This is a genomic window from Streptomyces sp. enrichment culture (assembly GCF_964272855.1).
Classification (GTDB): domain Bacteria; phylum Actinomycetota; class Actinomycetes; order Streptomycetales; family Streptomycetaceae; genus Streptomyces.
In genome coordinates, this window is sequence record NZ_OZ186847.1 from 1,231,246 (window position 1) to 1,249,139 (window position 17,894).

The 17,894-nt window shown below is 72.0% G+C and carries 15 protein-coding genes, 1 pseudogene and 1 riboswitch; of the genes and pseudogenes, 4 read left to right on the forward strand and 12 right to left on the reverse strand.

The annotated features are described in order from the left end of the window. Positions 1-67 precede the first annotated feature (67 nt). On the forward strand, positions 68-781 hold the full coding sequence (locus tag ACSU6L_RS05285) for an ArsR/SmtB family transcription factor (protein ID WP_437054017.1): 714 nt from the start codon (positions 68-70) through the stop codon (positions 779-781). A gap of 306 nt (positions 782-1,087) precedes the next feature. Here the strand turns inward: ACSU6L_RS05285 and ACSU6L_RS05290 are convergent, their stop codons facing one another. After that, entirely contained in the window at positions 1,088-2,281 is a 1,194-nt protein-coding gene (locus tag ACSU6L_RS05290) for an MBL fold metallo-hydrolase (RefSeq protein WP_437054019.1), read from the reverse strand. 167 nt (positions 2,282-2,448) lie between these two features. On the opposite strand from ACSU6L_RS05290, the gene ACSU6L_RS05295 reads away from it, so the two are divergent. Further along, positions 2,449-3,627, forward strand: coding sequence for a Glu/Leu/Phe/Val dehydrogenase dimerization domain-containing protein (locus ACSU6L_RS05295; protein ID WP_437054021.1), 1,179 nt, complete (start codon positions 2,449-2,451; stop codon positions 3,625-3,627). A gap of 44 nt (positions 3,628-3,671) precedes the next feature. Next, complete coding sequence (locus ACSU6L_RS05300) at positions 3,672-4,271, forward strand: TetR family transcriptional regulator C-terminal domain-containing protein (RefSeq protein WP_437054023.1); 600 nt, start codon at positions 3,672-3,674, stop codon at positions 4,269-4,271. Positions 4,272-4,349: 78 nt separating this feature from the next. On the opposite strand, the gene ACSU6L_RS05305 is transcribed toward ACSU6L_RS05300, so the two are convergent. From ACSU6L_RS05305 to ACSU6L_RS05315, 3 genes and pseudogenes are all read right to left on the reverse strand, one after another. Further along, complete coding sequence (locus tag ACSU6L_RS05305; RefSeq protein ID WP_437064774.1) at positions 4,350-5,135, reverse strand: SGNH/GDSL hydrolase family protein; 786 nt, start codon at positions 5,133-5,135, stop codon at positions 4,350-4,352. 111 nt (positions 5,136-5,246) lie between these two features. After that, positions 5,247-5,979: pseudogene (locus ACSU6L_RS05310) on the reverse strand (DUF6250 domain-containing protein). A 246-nt stretch (positions 5,980-6,225) separates the two neighbouring features. Beyond that, entirely contained in the window at positions 6,226-7,191 is a 966-nt protein-coding gene (locus ACSU6L_RS05315) for a peptidoglycan DD-metalloendopeptidase family protein (protein WP_437054025.1), read from the reverse strand. 4 nt (positions 7,192-7,195) lie between these two features. Next, a riboswitch (cyclic di-AMP (ydaO/yuaA leader) is annotated at positions 7,196-7,353 on the reverse strand. Positions 7,354-7,831: 478 nt separating this feature from the next. Between ACSU6L_RS05315 and ACSU6L_RS05320 the strand changes: the two genes are divergently transcribed. Beyond that, positions 7,832-8,629, forward strand: a complete 798-nt coding sequence (locus ACSU6L_RS05320) for a tyrosine-protein phosphatase (protein ID WP_437054027.1) — start codon at positions 7,832-7,834, stop codon at positions 8,627-8,629. A gap of 44 nt (positions 8,630-8,673) precedes the next feature. On the opposite strand, the gene ACSU6L_RS05325 is transcribed toward ACSU6L_RS05320, so the two are convergent. The 8 genes from ACSU6L_RS05325 to shc form a co-directional block, all read right to left on the reverse strand. Then, positions 8,674-8,793 (reverse strand): DUF6126 family protein, encoded by a 120-nt coding sequence (locus tag ACSU6L_RS05325; protein ID WP_437054029.1) that lies wholly within the window; start codon positions 8,791-8,793, stop codon positions 8,674-8,676. Continuing rightward, positions 8,790-9,422, reverse strand: a complete 633-nt coding sequence (locus tag ACSU6L_RS05330; RefSeq protein WP_437054031.1) for a helix-turn-helix domain-containing protein — start codon at positions 9,420-9,422, stop codon at positions 8,790-8,792. The genes ACSU6L_RS05325 and ACSU6L_RS05330 overlap by 4 nt, the downstream gene beginning before the upstream one ends. Before the next feature lie 98 nt (positions 9,423-9,520). After that, positions 9,521-10,948, reverse strand: a complete 1,428-nt coding sequence (locus tag ACSU6L_RS05335) for an aspartate aminotransferase family protein (protein ID WP_437054033.1) — start codon at positions 10,946-10,948, stop codon at positions 9,521-9,523. Then, positions 10,945-12,924, reverse strand: a complete 1,980-nt coding sequence (dxs, locus tag ACSU6L_RS05340) for a 1-deoxy-D-xylulose-5-phosphate synthase (RefSeq protein WP_437054035.1) — start codon at positions 12,922-12,924, stop codon at positions 10,945-10,947. The genes ACSU6L_RS05335 and dxs overlap by 4 nt, the downstream gene beginning before the upstream one ends. Before the next feature lie 27 nt (positions 12,925-12,951). Next, positions 12,952-14,109, reverse strand: a complete 1,158-nt coding sequence (ispG, locus tag ACSU6L_RS05345) for a flavodoxin-dependent (E)-4-hydroxy-3-methylbut-2-enyl-diphosphate synthase (protein WP_437054037.1) — start codon at positions 14,107-14,109, stop codon at positions 12,952-12,954. 4 nt (positions 14,110-14,113) lie between these two features. Beyond that, complete coding sequence (hpnH, locus tag ACSU6L_RS05350) at positions 14,114-15,136, reverse strand: adenosyl-hopene transferase HpnH (RefSeq protein ID WP_437054039.1); 1,023 nt, start codon at positions 15,134-15,136, stop codon at positions 14,114-14,116. 5 nt (positions 15,137-15,141) lie between these two features. Continuing rightward, positions 15,142-15,783: a phosphorylase family protein gene (locus tag ACSU6L_RS05355; protein WP_437054041.1), complete on the reverse strand. Its 642-nt coding sequence runs from the start codon at positions 15,781-15,783 to the stop codon at positions 15,142-15,144. After that, positions 15,783-17,801 (reverse strand): squalene--hopene cyclase, encoded by a 2,019-nt coding sequence (gene shc, locus ACSU6L_RS05360; RefSeq protein ID WP_437054043.1) that lies wholly within the window; start codon positions 17,799-17,801, stop codon positions 15,783-15,785. The genes ACSU6L_RS05355 and shc overlap by 1 nt, the downstream gene beginning before the upstream one ends. Between the last annotated feature and the right edge of the window lie 93 nt (positions 17,802-17,894).

Consider the following 17,894-nt stretch of genomic DNA (forward strand, 5'->3'; position numbering starts at 1 on the left):
ATGCCGTAGGACGCTAGAGGCGCGACGTTTCGGCGCCCGTCGAAGTATCGCCCGCCACAATGGCGGGGTGACCAGCCCCGATGCCCATGCCGAGGAACCGGACCTCGCCTCCCTGGCGGCGCTGCTGGCCGACCGGACCCGCGCCGCCTTCTGCCTGGCCCTGCTCGACGGGCGGGCCTGGACGGCGACGGAACTGGCCCGGCTGGCCGGTGTCGCGCCCTCCACGGCCACCAGCCACCTCAACCGGCTGGTGACCGGCGGCCTGCTCACCGAGGCGCGCCGGGGCCGGCACCGCCATGTACGCCTCGCCGACAGCCGGGTCGCCGAGATGATCGAGGCACTGGCGGCCCTGTCCCCGCAGCGGCTCGTCCCGGTCCGCTCGCTCGTCGCCGCCCGCCGGCAGCGGGCCGTGGCCTTCGCCCGCGTCTGCTACGACCACCTCGGCGGCTCCCTGTCCGTGGCGATCACCGACGCCATGACCGAACGAGGGCTGCTGGACTGGGAGTTCGGCCCCGCCCTCACCGCGTCGGGCGTGGCCTGGCTGACGGAGACGGGCATCGCCGCCGGGGAGACGGCACCGCATGTGCGTACCTGTCTGGACTGGACCGAGCGGCGTCCGCACCTGGCGGGAGCGGTGGCCGCGAGCGTGTTCCGGCACGCGCTGCGGGAGTCCTGGCTGACCCCGGCCGACAACTCCCGCGTCGTCCGCCTCACGGACCGGGGCCGCGAAGCGTTCCGGCGTCACCTGGACCTCACGGACGAGGCCCTGAAAGCCGGTTGAGCGGCGAGGGCGACCGGTCGGGGGCGTGTCACCGGTCGGGGGCGTGTCCGGCACGGTGGGTTGCGCCACGCCATCGGTCGGGGCGTGTCCCGCGCGGTGGGTCGCGCCACGCCTCCGGTCTGGGACGAGTCCCGCGCGGTGGTTCGCGCCACGCCCCGGATCGGGCCGGCCCTCGGCGATCAGCGCGGCGACCGGCGGCCGAGTTCCCCCACGTCGGGGCCGCCGAGAGACGGGACGTCGGGCACCATCGCGCCCGGCGTCGCCTTCAAGGCCGGGGGCGCGGCATCTCCCCGCCCCCGGCCGACGTCAGCGCTCGCCCGCGAGGTCCAGGTCCCTCGGCTCCGGGTCGGCGACGGCCTCCACGGCCCTCGGTCGCCGCCACGGACGGGGGATCGGCCGGGACACCGGCCGCCACCACGCGTCGGCCGGCAGCTTCCCGGCGGGTTCGAAGGGCTCACCGGGACGCGGCAGGGCGACCGCCTGCCCGGCCTCCTCCGCGGCGTCCTTGGTCCACTCCCCCGGCTCCGCCCAGGGGTGCGGCGCCAGGTTGAAGGTGCCCCAGTGGATGGGCAGCAGCACCCCGCCCGGAAGACCGCCCTGGAGGTCGAGATGGGCCCGCACGCCCTCCTCGGGCGTCATGTGGATGTCGGTCCAGAACTCGCTGTAGGCCCCGATCTGGATCATCGTCGCGTCGAAGGGGCCGTGGGCGGCGCCGATGTCCCGGAAGCCGTCGAAGTAGCCGGTGTCGCCGCTGTGGAATATCCGGTGCCGCTCACCGGCGACCGACCAGGACGCCCACAGGGTGTGCTGGCCGTTGCGCAGGCCGCGCCCGCAGAAGTGGCGGGCGGGCGTGGCGGTGAGGGTGAGGCCGCCGACCCGGGTGGCCTCGTGCCAGTCCAGTTCGCGCAGCCGGTCCGGGGACACTCCCCACGCCTCCAGGTGGGCGCCCACGCCGAGGGGTACGGCGAAGAGGGTGTCCGTGCCGGCCAGCGCCTTGATCGTGGGCAGGTCCAGGTGGTCGTAGTGGTCGTGGGAGATGACGACGACGTCGACCGGGCCGAGTGCCGCCAGCGGGAGCGGCACGGGGTGGAGCCGACGCGGACCGGCGAAGGCGAAAGGGGAGCAGCGCTCGCCCCAGACGGGGTCGAAGAGCACCCGCTGTCCGTCGATCTCGGCGAGCACGCTGGAGTGGCCCATCCAGGTCAGCCGCAGCCCGGTGGCAGGCGGTGCGGCGATGTCGGCGAGGGTGGTGGCGTGCACCGGGATCCCGCCCTGGGGGGCGCGGCGGGCGCGGGCCTCCTTGTCGAAGTAGACCTTCGCGAAATCGAGGGCCGAGCCGGAGGGCCGGGTCCGGGAGGGGCCGCCGGGGTTCTGGAAGACGCCGTCCTTGAAGTGGGGCGATCTGCGGATCCGCGCCAGGCGGTCACCACTGGGGTCCGCGCCGAAGGCCTCGGGCTGCAGCGCGCTGAGCCCGGAGCTCAGGGATCGGGGACCGGCCACGGTACCTCCAGGTGGAGTCGGTGAGGCATCCATTATGGTCCGCCCCACCGACAGCCCGCCCCGGAGGGCTCCGCGGGGCGGCCGGCCGGTGCCGTCGCGCGCGTTGACACCTCGCCGAGACCGTCCCGATACTGACTCACCGTTCAGTAAGATCCGAGGAGTCCCGCATGACCGGCCCGCTGCTGTCGCTCACCTGGACCGACCACGTCACCGGCCGCCACGGCTATCTCGTCGTCGACCGGCTGGTGCGCGGGGTCTCCAGCGGCGGCCTGCGGATGCGCGCCGGCTGCACGCTGGACGAGGTCGCCGGGCTGGCCCGCGGGATGACCATGAAGGAGGCCCTGCACTACGACCCGCGCAGCCGGTACGTCCCCCTCGGCGGCGCCAAGGGCGGCATCGACTGCGATCCGCGCGACCCTGCGGCGTACGGGCTGCTGGTGCGCTACCTGCGGGCCGTGCGGCCGTACGTCGAGTGCTTCTGGACCACCGGTGAGGACCTCGGACTGACGCAGGACCTGGTGGACCGGGCCGCCGCCGAGGCGGGCCTCGTCTCCTCCGTCCAGGCCGTCTACCCCCTGCTCGACGACGAGAGCGCCGCGCGAAGGAGGCTCGCGGACGCGTTCGCCGTCGAGGTGGACGGCATCGGGCTCGACGCGCTGGTGGGCGGCTGCGGGGTCGCCGAGTCGGTGCTGACCGCCCTGGACCGGGCCGGGGTGCCGTACGCGGGCACGCGGGTCGCCGTCCAGGGGTTCGGCACCATGGGCGGCGCCACCGCCCGCTTCCTCGCCCGCGCGGGACTCACCGTCGTGGCCGTCGCCGACGTCGAGGGCACCATCGCCGACCCGGCGGGCCTCGACGTCGAGGCGCTGCTCGCCGCGCGGGACGCGTTCGGCACCGTGGACCGCTCCGCGCTGCGGCCCGGCGACCGCAAACTGCCCTGCGAGGCCTGGCTGTCCGCCGACGCGGAGGTACTGGTCCCGGCGGCCGTCTCGTACGCGGTCGACTCCGGGAACCAGCACCGGATCACCGCCCGCTGGATCGCCGAGGCCGCGAACATGCCCGTCGTGCCGGAGGCGGAGGAAACGCTGACCTCGCGGGGCGTGACCGTGCTGCCCGACGTCGTCGTCAACTCCGGGACGAACGCCTGGTGGTGGTGGACCCTCTTCGGCGACATCGGGGCGGACGCGGACGAGGCGCTGGCCCACACCCGCCGCGCGATGCGCACCCTGACCGACCGGATGCTGGCGCGCGCGGAGGCCGACGCGACAACCCCGCGGGCCGCCGCGCACGCCCTCGCCGAGGAGCGGCTGCCGGTGATCGCCGAGCGCTTCGGCTGGTACCGGTGACGGACGGCCGGTGAACCGCCCGCCGCGCCCATTAGGGTGACGCCGTGGCAAGAGTGCGGTTGAGCGTGGCGGAGCGGCGTGAGGAGTTGCTGCGCGCCGCGGTGGCGCAGATCGAGGCGCGGGGCGTGACGGCGGTCCGCATCGCCGACGTGGCCTCGGTCCTCGGGGTGAGCAACGCGCTGGTGCTCTATCACTTCTCGACGAAGGAGAAGCTGGTCGCGGCCGCGTTCGCGTACGCCGCCGAGGACGATCTCGCGCGTCTGCGCGGACTGCTCGGCCGCCGGACCACGGCGCTGCGCCGGCTCCGCGCGGCCGTGCGTTGGTACGCGCCCACCGGTCAGGCCAAGGGCTGGCGGCTGTGGATCGAGGGCTGGTCGGCCGCGCTGCGCGAGCCCGCCCTGCGGGAGGTCACCCGCGACCTCGACCGGCAGTGGAAGGCCGCCCTGACCGAGGTGATCGCCGAGGGGGTCACGGCGGGCGAGTTCGAGTGCCCTGACCCCGCCGGCACCGCCCTGCGCCTCACCGCCCTGCTCGACGGACTCGCCGTACAGCTCACCTCGTACGGCGGCACCGTCTCGCGCGCGCGGGCCCAGCAGTGGGTGGACGAGGCACTGGCCCGGGAGTTGGGGCTGCCGCAGGAGTAGGGCGGGCCGCACGGGCACCCTCGGGCGCCCGTGCCCGGCGATTCGGCGCCCGGCGGCCCCGCCGCAGCACCCCGGCGCTCAAGCCACCGCCGCGATCCGCATCTTGATGTCGTCCGGCGACAGGGTGCCCTTGGCGGTGATGTGGTCGCCGGAGGACTCCCCGCGCAGGCGACGGCCGATCCACGGCACCAGGTACTCGCGCGCCCAGTGCACGTCGTCCCGCCGGACCTCCAGGGTGCCGCGGGGCGGCAGCGGCGGCCACGGCTGCTCCGGGTCGGCGGGGACGGGCAGGCCCAGCGCCTGGCCCGCGCGCAGCGCCACCCGGGTGTGACCCTCGGGTGAGAGGTGGAGCCGGTCGTCGTCCCAGGCCCGGCGGTCCTGGACGGACCTCAGGGACCACAGGTCGAGCACGGGGCAGCCGTAGCGGTCGGCCACGGCCCGGACGTGCCCGTTGTACGTCGCGATCTTGCCGCGCAGATGCTTCAGCAGCGGCACGCGCCGGGTGTCGAACCCGGTGGTGACCAGTACGGTGCCCGCGGCGGCGGCCAGCGCGGCGACCGCCCGCTCGAACCGCTCGGCGACCTCGTCGGGGTCGGTGCCGGGCCGGATGATGTCGTTGCCGCCGGCGCAGAAGGAGACCAGGTCCGGCGCGAGTTCGACGGCCTGCGGCACCTGGTCTGCCACGATCTGGTCGAGCAGCTTTCCGCGCACGGCGAGGTTGGTGTACCGGAAGTCGCCCTCGGGCCGCCGGTCCGCGAGCAGGACCGCGAGCCGGTCGGCCCAGCCCACGAACGCCCCGTCGGGGCCGGGATCGCCGACGCCCTCGGTGAAGCTGTCCCCCACCGCCACGTACGACCCGATCACTGATCTGCTGTCATTCTTCGAATCGTCTGCCACGTCGGACCATGATTCACCTTTGAATGTGACCTACGCGACCGTAAGCAGGGGTTGACGGGCGGTGAGATAAGCCACTCTTCAAGGATTGGTCAACTGAGGAATAAGGCGCCACACGCGGAAGTCGCTGATCCGGAAACGGCTCCACACCGTACGGAAGGCGAAGTGCCCCTCGGTGTACGGCTCCGGGTCGGTGTGGTCGAAGACGAGCCGCCCGTTGTTCCACCACTGGACGGCCTGCCCGGCGGAGACGATCCGCACCCGGTTCGGCGCGCCGGGCACCAGCAGCGGCTCGGTGCAGTCGTGGATCAGCGGACGCACCCCGGCCTCGCCGACGTACCGGCGCAGCCTGGTCGTGGTGTTGCCGTTGGCCCCGTAGCCGACGTAGTACGTCCGGAGGTGGTCGTACTCGGCGAGCGCGCCACCGCGCGGGGTGGCGAACAGGTCGTGCGGGGACCGGACGTCGGTGGCGTTCCAGAAGTTGTTGAGGTCCGACACCCGGTCGTTGGGACCGCCGGCGGCGACGGGGGTGGCGGTGTACTCGATGACGTACGCGCCTTGGAGCCGCTGCCTGAACCACACCGTCCGCCCCGCTGGGCACGTCGATGTCCAGCACCCCGCGCGAGGCGGTGACGGCGCCTCCGTCCTGGAGTTCGGTGACCCACTGCCGCAGGCCGTGGCGGAAGTCGTCGCGGGCGATCAGGCGTCGGCGCGGGTGGCGGGGCGCGGCCTGCGCGGACCCGGCGGGGGCGCCCGCGACGGTGAGGGCGGCACCGGCCGCCAGAACTCCGAAAGCTCTGCGGGTGGTGGGCACGGGGAAGCGCTCCTTCGCATGGGAAGCACTGGGCAAGTGCACTTAGAAGGCGCTTGCCGCCTGTCGTGGATCACCGTGTCTTCCCGGCCTCGCCCTGTCGAGACCCTGGGCCCCGCCGCCACACGGCCGCCACGAACCGGCCACGAACCCGCGGGACGGCAACACCGAAGGCCGGACCCGGGGATCGGGGTCCGGCCTTCGGTGGCTCGTGGCGCCGGGGTCAGGAACCGGCGTGGGCGGGTGGCGTCAGAGCGCGACACCCTTCGAGCGGAGGTAGGACACCGGGTCGATGTCCGAGCCGTAGTTCGGCGTGGTGCGGATCTCGAAGTGCAGGTGCGGGCCGGTCGAGTTGCCGGTCGAACCCGACAGACCGACCTGCTGGCCCGCGGTCACGGACTGCCCGGCCGACACGGAGAGGGAGGACAGGTGGGCGTACTGGGCGTAGTAGCCGTCGGCGAGCTTGATGACGACCTGGTTGCCGTACGCGCCGGCCCAGCCGGCGGAGACGACGGTGCCCGAGCCGACGGCCTTGAGGGAGGTGCCGGTCGGGACGACGAAGTCGACACCGGTGTGGTAGCCGCTGGACCACATGCTGCCCGCCACCTTGTAGGCGGTGCCGACACCCGCACCGGACGCCGGGGCGACGTAACCGGCGGCGGCGGGGGCGGCCTGGGCCGCCTGCGTGGTGGTGGTGGTGGGCGCGTTCGAGGACGGCGACTCGGCCGGCTGCGACGCCTCGGCCGGCTGCGACGCCTCGGCCGGCTGCGAAGACTGGGTGGACCGCGACGGCTTGGCGGCCTCTGAGGGCGAGGACTCGGCGGAGCCGGCCGTGGCCTTGCCGCCGATCGAGAGCTTCAGGCCGGGATGGATCAGCGAGGGGTCCTCGCCGACGGCCGCGCGGTTGTCGGCGTAGAGCTTCTTCCAGCCGCCCTCGACGTTCTGGTCCTCGGCGATCTTCGACAGATAGTCGCCGGACTTCACGGTGTAGGTGCGCGGAGCGGAGTTCTTCTCGGCGGCCTTCGTCCCGGCCGTCTGCTGGACCGAGGCGACCGACTGGACGGCCTTTTCGGAAACCGACTGCGGGGTGGCCGCGTGAGCGCCGGCGGCCCCCATCAGGGGGAGGGCGAGCGCGGCGCCGCCGGTTCCGGCGACGGCGATGGAACGGGTGAAACGAAGGGTCTTCGGACGGCGGTGCTTACCCTTGGCAGGCATGGCGAATTCCTCTCCGGCGCCTGCGAGGTGAGCTGTCGGGTGCGGACTGGAGATGCCCGGCCACGCCGAGGCGTGGCTGTACCCCGAGCCGTTCCGGGAACCGGAACAGGCGGTCGTACCTGTGGGTCCCCCGCTCCTGCCGTGGACGGGTGAGTTTGCGCGGGCACCGAGCAGCGGCAGGATTCGGCGTTCCGCTCGGATCGGTGTGGAACGTAAGCGAGCAAGACGCACCAGGACAAGCGAAAGGTTGCCCGCGCGCGCTTTTCGATCTTTTCGGACACTGAATTCCCGGTCACCCTCCGTCGATTACCGGGCAGCCCGTTTATCCAAAAGCCCTTGAAAAACGCATGAATTACGTGGACATGACGGGCGACCCACCGTCACGGATATGACGCTCCTCACGTGACACCTCTCCAGAACCCTTTACTCCAGAGCGAGTTACGACGAAGGTTCCAATTCGGACAGTTCACCTATATGCGACGGAGTCGGAGAACTGCGGCATTCGCACCTGTGGACAACGCCTCCCCTGGTCGGGTATCCCGCCTGTGGACGACTTCATTGCCTCAGGAATCCATGTCGTATGGTCGGACGCGTGCCCGTAGGCGAACAGCGCGGACGGGTCCGACTGGGAGGAGCCCACGTGACGCAGCAGGTCCCGTCGACCGAGCCCGAACTGGCCGGAGTGCGCAACTTCCGTGACGTGGGCGGTCTGCCAACCGTCGACGGACGCCGGGTGCGGCACGGCGTGCTCTACCGCAGCGGCCACCTCGCGCACGCGACCGCCGAGGACGCGGTCTTCCTGTCCTCCCTGGGCCTGCACACGATCTTCGACTTCCGCAACGCGGCGGACCAGAAGCTGGAGGGCCCGGACGTCGAACTGCCGGGCGTGCGCAACGTGAACCTGCCGCTGTCTGACCCGGCCGACGGCGCCGAGTTCTGGAAGATGGTGCGCGACGGCGACCTGGACCAGCTGCGGGAGCTGCTGGCCGACGGCAAGGCGGCCGGCCGGATGATCGCCTCGTACCGCGTGATCATCAAGCAGCGCACCGCCGAGCACTCCCGGGTCCTGCACGCGCTCGCCGAGGACAGCGTGCCCGCGCTGATGCACTGTGCGGCGGGCAAGGACCGCGCGGGGCTGTCGATCGCCGTGACGCTGCTCGCGCTGGGCGTCGAGCGCGAGGCGATCATCGCCGACTACCTGGAGTCCAACGCCAAGCATCGGCGCTACAAGGTGCACCGCAGCAGCAGCTCCGCCGCGGCCTACTCCCCCGAGGTCATGGAGCTGCTCAGCCCGCTCTTCGACGCCCGCGCGGAGTACCTGTCGGCGGCCTTCGACACCATCGAGGAGACCTGGGGCGGTGTCGACCCCTACCTGGAACAGGGACTGAAGGTCACCCCGGCGGTCCGGGAGCGGCTGCGGGAGCGGCTGCTCGACTGAGGCCGGTCACGGCCGCGCGGCTGTTCCGTCGGCCGCTTCGCCGGCTACTTCGACCCGACGGCGAACAGCAGATAGAGGAAAGCGGCGAAGGCGTGCCCCGCCACCACGTAGATGAACAGCCGCACCCAGATCTGGCGCTCGTTCTTCTTCTGGACTCCGCTCATGGCGTCTCTCCGGTGACATGGGTGGTGGGGCCGAGGCACAGCGCGGCCGTCGGGCTCTGCAACAGGGTGTGGACGAAGAGCAGGTCGATCCCGTCCGGGTCCTCCGCGGCGATGCGGTGCGGGGTCAGCGAGTCGAAGTGCGCGCTGTCGCCCGGTCCGAGGCGGTGGACGGTGTCGCCGAGGCGCAGCCGCAGCCGCCCCTTGAGGACGTACAGCCACTCCTCGCCGGGGTGCACCCGCACGATGTCGCCCTGGGAGCCGTGCGGCACGTGCACGCGCAGCGCCTGCATGCCGCGTCCGGGCGCGCCGGCCTGCCAGTAGGTCCAGCCGCCCGCCGCGGTCGGTTCCATGTCGGCGGCGCGCACCACGGCGTCCCGGCCGGCGACCGTCTCGCCGAGCAGTTCCGAGACCGTCGTACCGTAGACCCGGGCGAGGGCGAGCAGCATCGGCAGCGACGGCTGGCGCTGCCCGGTCTCGAGACGGGACAGATGGGCCGGCGACAGCCCGGCCTCGCGGGCCGCCGCCTCCAGCGTCAGGGAGGCCCGGCGGCGCAGGGCGCGCAGCTGCGGGGCCATGGTCGACAGGTCACCGGCGGGCTCGGGGCCCGGCCCGGCGGCGGAGGAGCTCATGTCTCCATTGAGCCCGACTCTTGCCTGTGAGGCAATTTTCTTGCCCCACAGGCAAAAGGGCCGGGAACCTCGCCCCGTCCCCTGTCCCCTGCCCCCGGCTACCGGTTGGCCACCGCCTGTTTCATCAGTGTCTTCCCGAAGTCCCACACCAGCCCGCCGCCGCTGTGCGCGTCGTCCATCACGGCGGTGAAGGCGTCCATGAACTGGTCCACCTCCCGCTCCCCGATGACGAGCGGCGGAATCAGCTTGATCACTTCCAGGTGGTCGCCGGAGACCTGGGTGAGGATCCGGTGCCGCTGGAGCAGCGGCACCACCACCATCTGCGCGAACAGGCCCTTGCGGGCCGCCTGCAGCATGGTCCAGTGGCCGCGCAGCTTCAGCGAGCGGGGCCGGCCGAACTCGATGCCGATCATCAGGCCCCGGCCGCGTACGTCGGCGAGCAGCTCGTACTTGTCGATCAGGGCGGTGAGCCGGGCCTTGAGCAGCTCTCCGGTGCGGCGGACACCGGCGACGATCTGCTCGTTCTCCATGACGGACAGCACGGCCAGGCCCGCCGCCATGGCCTGGGCGTTGGACCCGAAGCTCGCCGAGTGGACCAGCACCCGGTCCATCGAGGAGTACACCTTCTTGAAGATCCAGTCCTTGCCCAGGGTGGCGCCCACCGGCACATAGCCGCCGGACAGCGCCTTGGCCACGCACACCAGATCCGGTTCGACGCCCTCCTCGTGCTGATAGGCGTAGAAGTCGCCGGTGCGGCCGAGTCCGGTCTGCACCTCGTCCGCGATGAGCAGGGCCTTGTGCCGGTGCAGCAGCTCCTGGGCGGCGCGCAGATAGCCGGGCGGGGCCTCGTGCACGCCCTTGCCCTGGATCGGCTCGACGATCAGGGCGGCGACGTCGCCCTTCTTCAGCTCCCGGGCCAGCGCGTCCAGGTCGCCGAGCGGTACGGCCGTGTCCGGCAGCAGCGGGGCGAAGCCGTCCCGGAAGCCGGACTCGCCGTTCACGGACAGCGAGCCGGTGGTCAGCCCGTGGAAGGCGTGCGCGCAGTACAGGATCCTCGGCCGGCCCGTGACGTACCGGGCGAACTTCAGCGCGGTCTCGACGGCCTCCGTGCCGCTGTTGCCGAAGAACACCCGGTCCAGGTGCGGGCTGTGCGCGAGCAGCCGCTCGGCCAGCAGCCCGGGCAGCGGCTGGCAGTCGAACCGGGTGAGGTCGGCGAGGTCCGCGTCGAGGACGTCGTGCAGCGCCTTGCGGACGACGGGGTGGTGGCGGCCAAGGCCCATCACCCCGAATCCGGCGAGCATGTCCAGGTAGTCGGCGCCGTCCGTGTCCCAGAAGTACGCGCCCTCGGCCCGCTCGTAGACCTTGTCGAAGCCGATGGTGTGCAGCATGCGCGGCAACTGGTGGTTCAGGTACCGGGCGTGCAACTCGTAACGCTCGGTACCGCGCTCGGCCAGCAGCGCTTTCAGGTCGAACTCCCCGCCGGGCGCCGGCTCCGGCGGCTGGGACGCGGATTCCGCGGTGGTCATACGTGGCTCTCCTCGGACGGCTCGTCGGCGGCGGGGTGCTGCGCCGGGGGATGCGGGGCCGTGGCGGGCGTCGACGGAGCGCCGTCCGCCGCCCCCCGCGCCCGCTCCGCCCGTACCGCCAGGCTCGCGCCGATCCGGCCCGCGATCTCCACCGGCGTCAGCCCGATGTCGGCCAGCACCTCGCCGCGCTTGGCGTGCGCGAGGAACTGCTCGGGGATGCCGAACCGCCGTACCGGCACGTCCACTTCGGCGTCGCCCAGCGCGAGCGCCACCGCCGCGCCGACCCCGGCCGCGCGGCTGTTGTCCTCGACGACGGCGACCAGCCGGTGCCGGGCGGCGAGGCCGGGCAGCTCCGGGTCGACGGGTTTGACCCAGCGGGGGTCGACGACCGTGCAGCCGATGCCTCGCGCCTCCAGCAGTTCGGCCGCCTGGAGGCACGCCGACGCCATCACCCCGACGGCGACCAGCAGCACCTGGGGTCCGGGGCCGCGGTGCAGGACGTCGATGCCGCCGACCCGGTCCACCGCGGGGATGTCCGGCCCCACCGACTCCTTCGGGAAGCGCACCAGCGTCGGCGCGTCGTCGACGGCGACCGCCTCCCGCAGCTGGATCCGCAGCTGGTCGGCGTCGCGCGGCGCGGCGATCCTGAGGCCCGGCACGACCTGGAGGATCGACATGTCCCACATGCCGTTGTGCGAGGCGCCGTCGGCGCCCGTCACCCCGGCCCGGTCCAGCACGAAGGTCACCCCGCACCGGTGCAGCGCCACGTCCATCAGCAACTGGTCGAAGGCCCGGTTGAGGAAGGTGGCGTAGACGGCGACGACCGGGTGCAGCCCGCCGGTGGCGAGTCCGGCCGCGGAGACCGCGGCGTGCTGCTCGGCGATGCCGACGTCCCACACCCGGTCCGGGAACCGCTCGGCGAACCTCCCGAGCCCCACGGGGTGCAGCATGGCCGCCGTGATCGCCACGACGTCCTCGCGTTCCTCCCCGATCCGCACGATCTCGTCGCCGAACACCGAGGTCCAGGAGGGCCCGCCGACGGGGCTCAGGGGCGCACAGGTCAGCGGGTCCATGACGCCGACGGTGTGGAAGTGGTCCTCCTCGTGCGCGAGGGCGGGCTCGTAGCCGCGCCCCTTCTCTGTGAGGACGTGCACGAGCACCGGCCCGTGGAAGCGCTTGGCGCGCCGCAGCGCCGACTCGACGGCCTTGATGTCGTGTCCGTCGATCGGGCCGAGGTACTTCAGGCCCAGGTCCTCGAACATGCCCTGCGGCGCGAAGGCGTCCTTGAAGCCCTTCTTGGCGCCGTGCAGGGCCTCGTAGAGCGGATGGCCGACGACCGGTGTGCGCAGCAGCACGTCCTTGCCCCAGGCGAGCGCCTTCTCGTAGCCGTCGGTGGTGCGCAGGGTGGCGAGGTGGTTGGCGAGGCCGCCGATGGTCGGGGCGTAGGAGCGCTCGTTGTCGTTGACGACGATGATCAGCGGGCGGTCCTTGGCGGCGGCGATGTTGTTCAGCGCCTCCCAGGCCATGCCGCCGGTGAGTGCCCCGTCGCCGATGACCGCGACGACGTGGCCCTTCTCCCCCTGCACCCGGCGTGCCTTGGCGAGCCCGTCGGCCCAGCCGAGCGCCGTGGAGGCGTGGCTGTTCTCGATGACGTCGTGCTCGGACTCCTCCCGCGAGGGGTAGCCGGACAGGCCGCCCTTGCCGCGCAGCTTGGAGAAGTCCTGCCGGCCGGTCAGGAGCTTGTGCACGTAGCTCTGGTGGCCGGTGTCCCACAGGATGCGGTCGACCGGTGACTCGAAGACCCGGTGCAGGGCGATGGTCAGTTCCACCACGCCCAGGTTGGGACCGAGATGGCCGCCGGTCCTGGCGACCGCGTGCACCAGGAAGTCCCTGATCTCCTCGGACAGTTCGCGCAAGTGCGTCTCGGACAGCGCCTTCAGGTCGCGTGGTCCCCGGATGCTCTCCAGAATCGTCACGCTCGGGCCCCCTTCGGTCCGTGCTGTTCAGCTCACGGTGACGGCCGGCTCCCCCGGGGCGACGCCGTCCTTCTCCATCTGCTCGGCGATCTTCATCGCCTCCTCGATCAGGGTCTCCACGATCTTCGACTCGGGGACGGTCTTGACGACCTCGCCCTTCACGAAGATCTGGCCCTTGCCGTTGCCGGAGGCGACGCCCAGGTCGGCCTCGCGGGCCTCGCCGGGCCCGTTGACCACGCATCCCATGACGGCGACGCGCAGGGGCACCTCCATGCCCTCCAGCCCGGCGGTGACCTCGTCCGCCAGCTTGTAGACGTCGACTTGAGCGCGGCCACAGGACGGGCAGGAGACGATCTCCAGCCGCCGCTGCCGCAGGTTCAGCGACTCCAGGATCTGGATGCCGACCTTGACCTCCTCGGCGGGCGGGGCGCTCAGCGACACCCGGATCGTGTCGCCGATGCCCTCGGAGAGCAGCGCGCCGAAGGCGACGGCCGACTTGATGGTGCCCTGGAAGGCGGGACCGGCCTCGGTGACGCCGAGGTGGAGGGGGTAGTCGCACTGGGCGGCGAGCTGCCGGTAGGCCTCGATCATCACGACCGGGTCGTTGTGCTTCACCGAGATCTTGATGTCGCGGAAGTCGTGCTCCTCGAACAGGGACGCCTCCCACAGCGCGGACTCGACCAGCGCCTCCGGGGTGGCCTTGCCGTACTTCTGGAGCAGTCGCCGGTCCAGCGAGCCCGCGTTGACACCGATGCGGATCGGAGTGCCGTGGTCCTTGGCGGCCTTGGCGATCTCCTTGACCTTGTCGTCGAACTGCTTGATGTTGCCGGGGTTCACACGGACCGCGGCGCAGCCTGCCTCGATGGCCGCGAAGACGTACTTCGGCTGGAAGTGGATGTCGGCGACGACCGGGATCTGCGACTTCCTGGCGATGGTGGCCAGCGCTTCCGCGTCGTCCTGCGTGGGGCAGGCGACCCGTACGATCTGGCAGCCGGAGGCGGTCAGCTCGGCGATCTGCTGGAGCGTGGCGCCGATGTCCGACGTGCGGGTCGTCGTCATCGACTGCACCGAGACGGGGGCGCCACCCCCGACCGCGACCGGCCCGACGTGGATCCGCCGCGACGGGCGGCGCTCGGCGAGCGGCCGGACCGGCACCTCGGGGACGCCCAGGGGAACGGCGGTCATGGCGTCACTCCCGGTTTCCGGAGGCCGTGTCGCGCATCGCCCGCAGGGACTCCTTGAGGGACCCCATGGTGGCGAGGACGGCGGTGGGCTCGTAGCCGCAGTGCGCCATGCAGTTCGCGCACCGCGGGTCCTTGCCGCGGCCGTACTTGTCCCAGTCGGTCTTCTCGATGAGTTCGCGGTACGTCGGCACGTAGCCGTCGCTCATCAGGTAGCAGGGTCGCTGCCAGCCGAAGAGCGAGTAGTTGGGGATCGCCCACGCGGTGCACGGGAAGTCGACCTTGCCCTCCAGGAAGTCCAGGAAGAGCGGGGAGTGGTTGAGCCGCCAGCGGCGCCGGTTGCCGCCCGCGAAGGCCTTCCTGAACAGCTCGCGGGTCTGCTCCACGCCGAGGAAGTGCTCCTGGTCGGGCGCCTTCTCGTAGGCGTACGCCGGCGAGATCATCATCTCGTCGACCTTCAGGTCGTCGTTGAGGAAGTTCAGCACCTCGACGACGGTCTGGGGGGTGTCGGTATTGAAGAAAGTGGAGTTGGTGGTGACCCGGAAGCCGCGCCGCTTGGCCTCCTTGATCGCCTCGACGGCCTCGTCGAACACGCCCTCCTTCGCGACGGACTCGTCGTGCCGCTCGCGCAGGCCGTCGATGTGCACGGCGAAGGCGAAGTAGGGGGACGGAGTGAACTTGTCCATCTTCTTGCGCAGCAGCATCGCGTTGGTGCACAGGAAGACGTATTTCCGCTTGGCCGTCAACTGGCGCACGATCTCGTCGATCTGAGGGTGCATCAGCGGTTCGCCGCCGGCGATCGACACCATCGGCGCGCCGGACTCCAGCACCGCTCCCACGGCCTGCGCGACCGGCATGCGCTGCTTGAGCACGCCCGCGGGATGCTGGATCTTGCCGCAGCCCTCGCACTTCAGGTTGCAGGCGTAGAGGGGTTCCAGTTCGACGATGAGCGGAAACTTGTCGCGCCGGCGGAGCTTTTGTTCAGCCAAGTATGTAGCGACCTTGATGGACTGGCGCAGCGGCATGGCCATCGGGCTCACCTCCTGGGGAGCAGCACATTGCGGTGCCATTCAAAGAAAGCGGGAAGGATGGAACGTAGGACGCGGAAAGCCGATATTCCACCGCGCACCGTGCCGATACGGACGAGTTCATGTTCAGGAGCGTCCACGACCACCCGGACGGCCGCAACCGGGCGCTCGCCCGCGCGCACGGCGCTCAGGAGCGTGGCCGCCGACTCCATGTCGACCGCGATCGCGCCGGTCGCCAGCAGATCGGCGCGCTCCAGGCCGCGGACCACGTGATCGGAGCCGGTGAGGGGGCCGGTGTGGACGGTGCGGCCGGGCACGGCCCGGACGAGTTCCTTGACGAGCAGCTCGGTGCCCACGCACGGGGTGCCGCCGCGTGGGTCCCGGGTCTCCTCGGCGACGACCAGGTCACCGGGGTGCATGCCGGGGGCGAGCCCCGCGCAGAAACCGGTGGCGAGCACGACGGCGCCGGCGAGCGCCGGGTCGGCCAGCAACCGGGTGACCGAGCGCTCGGCGGCCCTGGGGCCCATGCCGGTGCGCAGCACGGTGACGGGCCCGTCCGCGCCGCTCCGGTCCCCCAGGCGCAGGGCCAGGTGTTCGATGCCGAGCGCGCAGGCGATCAGCAGCGGGGCCGGAGCGGGCCGTACGGTCATCAGCTCCCCTTGGCCTCGGCGAGCGGCCTGGCCGCCCTGCCGCCGGAGAAGGGCTCGCCGTGCACGTACCTGCCGAGCGCGGTGAGCGGGAAGACCTGCCGGTAGAGGTGGTAGTTGATGGAGAAGTCCCAGGGGAAGCCGGTGCCGGTGAAGTACGGCTCGTCCCAGGAGCCGTCCTCCCGCTGGGTGGCCGTCAGCCATTCGATGCCGCGTTCGACGGTCTTGGAGTGCCGCTCCCCCGCCGCCAGCAGGGCCATCAGGGCCCACGCCGTCTGGGAGGCGGTGGAGGCGCCCCGGCCGCTCCACGCCTTGACGTCCTTGTAGGAGCGCAGGTCCTCGCCCCAGCCGCCGTCGTCGTTCTGCACCCGCTCCAGCCAGGCCACGGCCCGCCGGATCGCCGGGTGCGCGGTGGACAGGCCGGCCGCGACCAGGGCGGGGACCACCGATCCGGTGCCGTAGACGTAGTTGACGCCCCAGCGTCCGAACCAGGAGCCGTCCGGCTCCTGTTCGGCGAGCAGCCAGTCGATGCCGCGCCGGGTGCGCGGGTCGTGGGACAGGCCCTCGACGGCCAGCATCTCCACGACGTGCGCGGTGACGTCGGCCGAGGGCGGGTCGATGACCTCGCCGAAGTCGCAGAACGGCAGCCGGTTGGGAAAGGGGCTGGTGTTGTCGACGTCGAAGGCGCCCCAGGCGCCGTTCCTCGACTGCATTCCGAGGTTCCAGCGCACCCCGCGCCCGATCGCCCGCTCCACCCGCTCCGGTTCCGGGTGCCTGACCCGGCGCAGCGCGAGGACCACCTCGGCGGTGTCGTCGATGTCGGGGTAGTTGTCGTTGTGGAACTCGAACGCCCAGCCGCCCGGCGGGAGTTGCGGTCGGCGCACCGCCCAGTCGCCGCGGCGGACGATCTCCTCGCCCAGCATCCAGTCGGCGGCCTTCACCAGCCGCGGGTGGTCGGCGGGGAGCCCGGCGTCGACCAGGGCGATCGTCGCGAGGCAGGTGTCCCACACCGGGGACTGGCAGGCCTCGATCATCCGGGCGCCGTCCTCCCGCCAGACGGCGAAACGGTCCAGCGAGGCCAGGCCCTCACGCATCACCGGGTGCTGGAGGTCGTAGCCGAGCAGGTGCAGCGCGATGATCGAGTACACGGCGGGCGGCTGGATGCCGCCCCAGCAGCCGTCGTTCTCCTGCCGCTCGATGATCCAGCGGGCGGCGGTGTTCATGGCGGCCCGGCGCAACCGTCTCGGCACCACCCGGCGCAGGGCGTGCAGGCCCTTGTCCAGCCGCTGGAAGGCGCCGTCCCAGGTGGCCGCCGGGGCGAGGGGCCGGGGCGGGTTCGGGCGGGCCGGGTCGGTGTGCAGTTCGTCCAGCGGGAAGGGCGCGGGTCGGACCGGCCGTTTCGCGGAGACGACGGTGAGCGGGACGATGGTCTGCCGGGCCCAGCACCCGAAGTCGTAGATGTTGAGCGGCACCCACGACGGGAACCAGATCAGCTCGGGCGGCAGTTCGGGCAGGTCCTCCCACTTCCACCAGCCGAACAGGGCCAGCCAGATCCGGGTGAAGACCCGGGAGGCGGCGATCCCGCCCCGGTCGCGGATCCACGCGGCGGCCTTCGCCATGTGCAGCGCTTCCGGGGCGTCCCCGGCCAGCCGCAGCGCGACGTACGCCTCGATGGTGGTGGAGAGTTCGCCGGGCCCGCCGTGGAAGGTGGCCCAGGTGCCGTCCTCACGCTGCTCGCCCCTGATGAAGAGGGCCGCGGCCCGGGTGGTCCGCTCGTCGCGGATGCCCAGGAACTGGCGGAGCAGCAGGTCCTCGGCGTCCATGGTGACGTTGGTCTCCAGGTCGCCCTTCCACCAGCCCTCGGCGTCCTGCCGGGACAGCAGGAAGTCGGTGGCGCGCAAGGTGGCGCGTACGGCGGCTTCGTGCACCCCGGCCGCCGCGGGGGTCTCGGTGTCGGTTTCGCTGGCCGCGGCAGCGCGGGACGGCAGGGCCCCGGTGCTTCCGTCGGTCGTCGCTGTCATGGCTTCCCCTTCGTGCAGTCCTGCTGGTGACGCTGTCTGCTGTGGGTCCGCCGTCGGCCGGTGCGCTTCCCTTCGCACACCGGCCGGCGACTA

Bases quoted from the DNA above. Each gene is read 5' to 3' on its own strand.
- ACSU6L_RS05330 (WP_437054031.1), bottom strand. From the start codon at position 9,422: ATGAGCTCCTCCGCCGCCGGGCCGGGCCCCGAGCCCGCCGGTGACCTG.
- ACSU6L_RS05325 (WP_437054029.1), bottom strand. From the start codon at position 8,793: ATGAGCGGAGTCCAGAAGAAGAACGAGCGCCAGATCTGGGTGCGGCTG.
- hpnH (WP_437054039.1), bottom strand. From the start codon at position 15,136: ATGGCCATGCCGCTGCGCCAGTCCATCAAGGTCGCTACATACTTGGCT.
- ACSU6L_RS05355 (WP_437054041.1), bottom strand. From the start codon at position 15,783: ATGACCGTACGGCCCGCTCCGGCCCCGCTGCTGATCGCCTGCGCGCTC.
- shc (WP_437054043.1), bottom strand. From the start codon at position 17,801: ATGACAGCGACGACCGACGGAAGCACCGGGGCCCTGCCGTCCCGCGCT.
- ACSU6L_RS05335 (WP_437054033.1), bottom strand. From the start codon at position 10,948: ATGACCACCGCGGAATCCGCGTCCCAGCCGCCGGAGCCGGCGCCCGGC.
- ispG (WP_437054037.1), bottom strand. From the start codon at position 14,109: ATGACCGCCGTTCCCCTGGGCGTCCCCGAGGTGCCGGTCCGGCCGCTC.
- ACSU6L_RS05315 (WP_437054025.1), bottom strand. From the start codon at position 7,191: ATGCCTGCCAAGGGTAAGCACCGCCGTCCGAAGACCCTTCGTTTCACC.
- ACSU6L_RS05295 (WP_437054021.1), top strand. From the start codon at position 2,449: ATGACCGGCCCGCTGCTGTCGCTCACCTGGACCGACCACGTCACCGGC.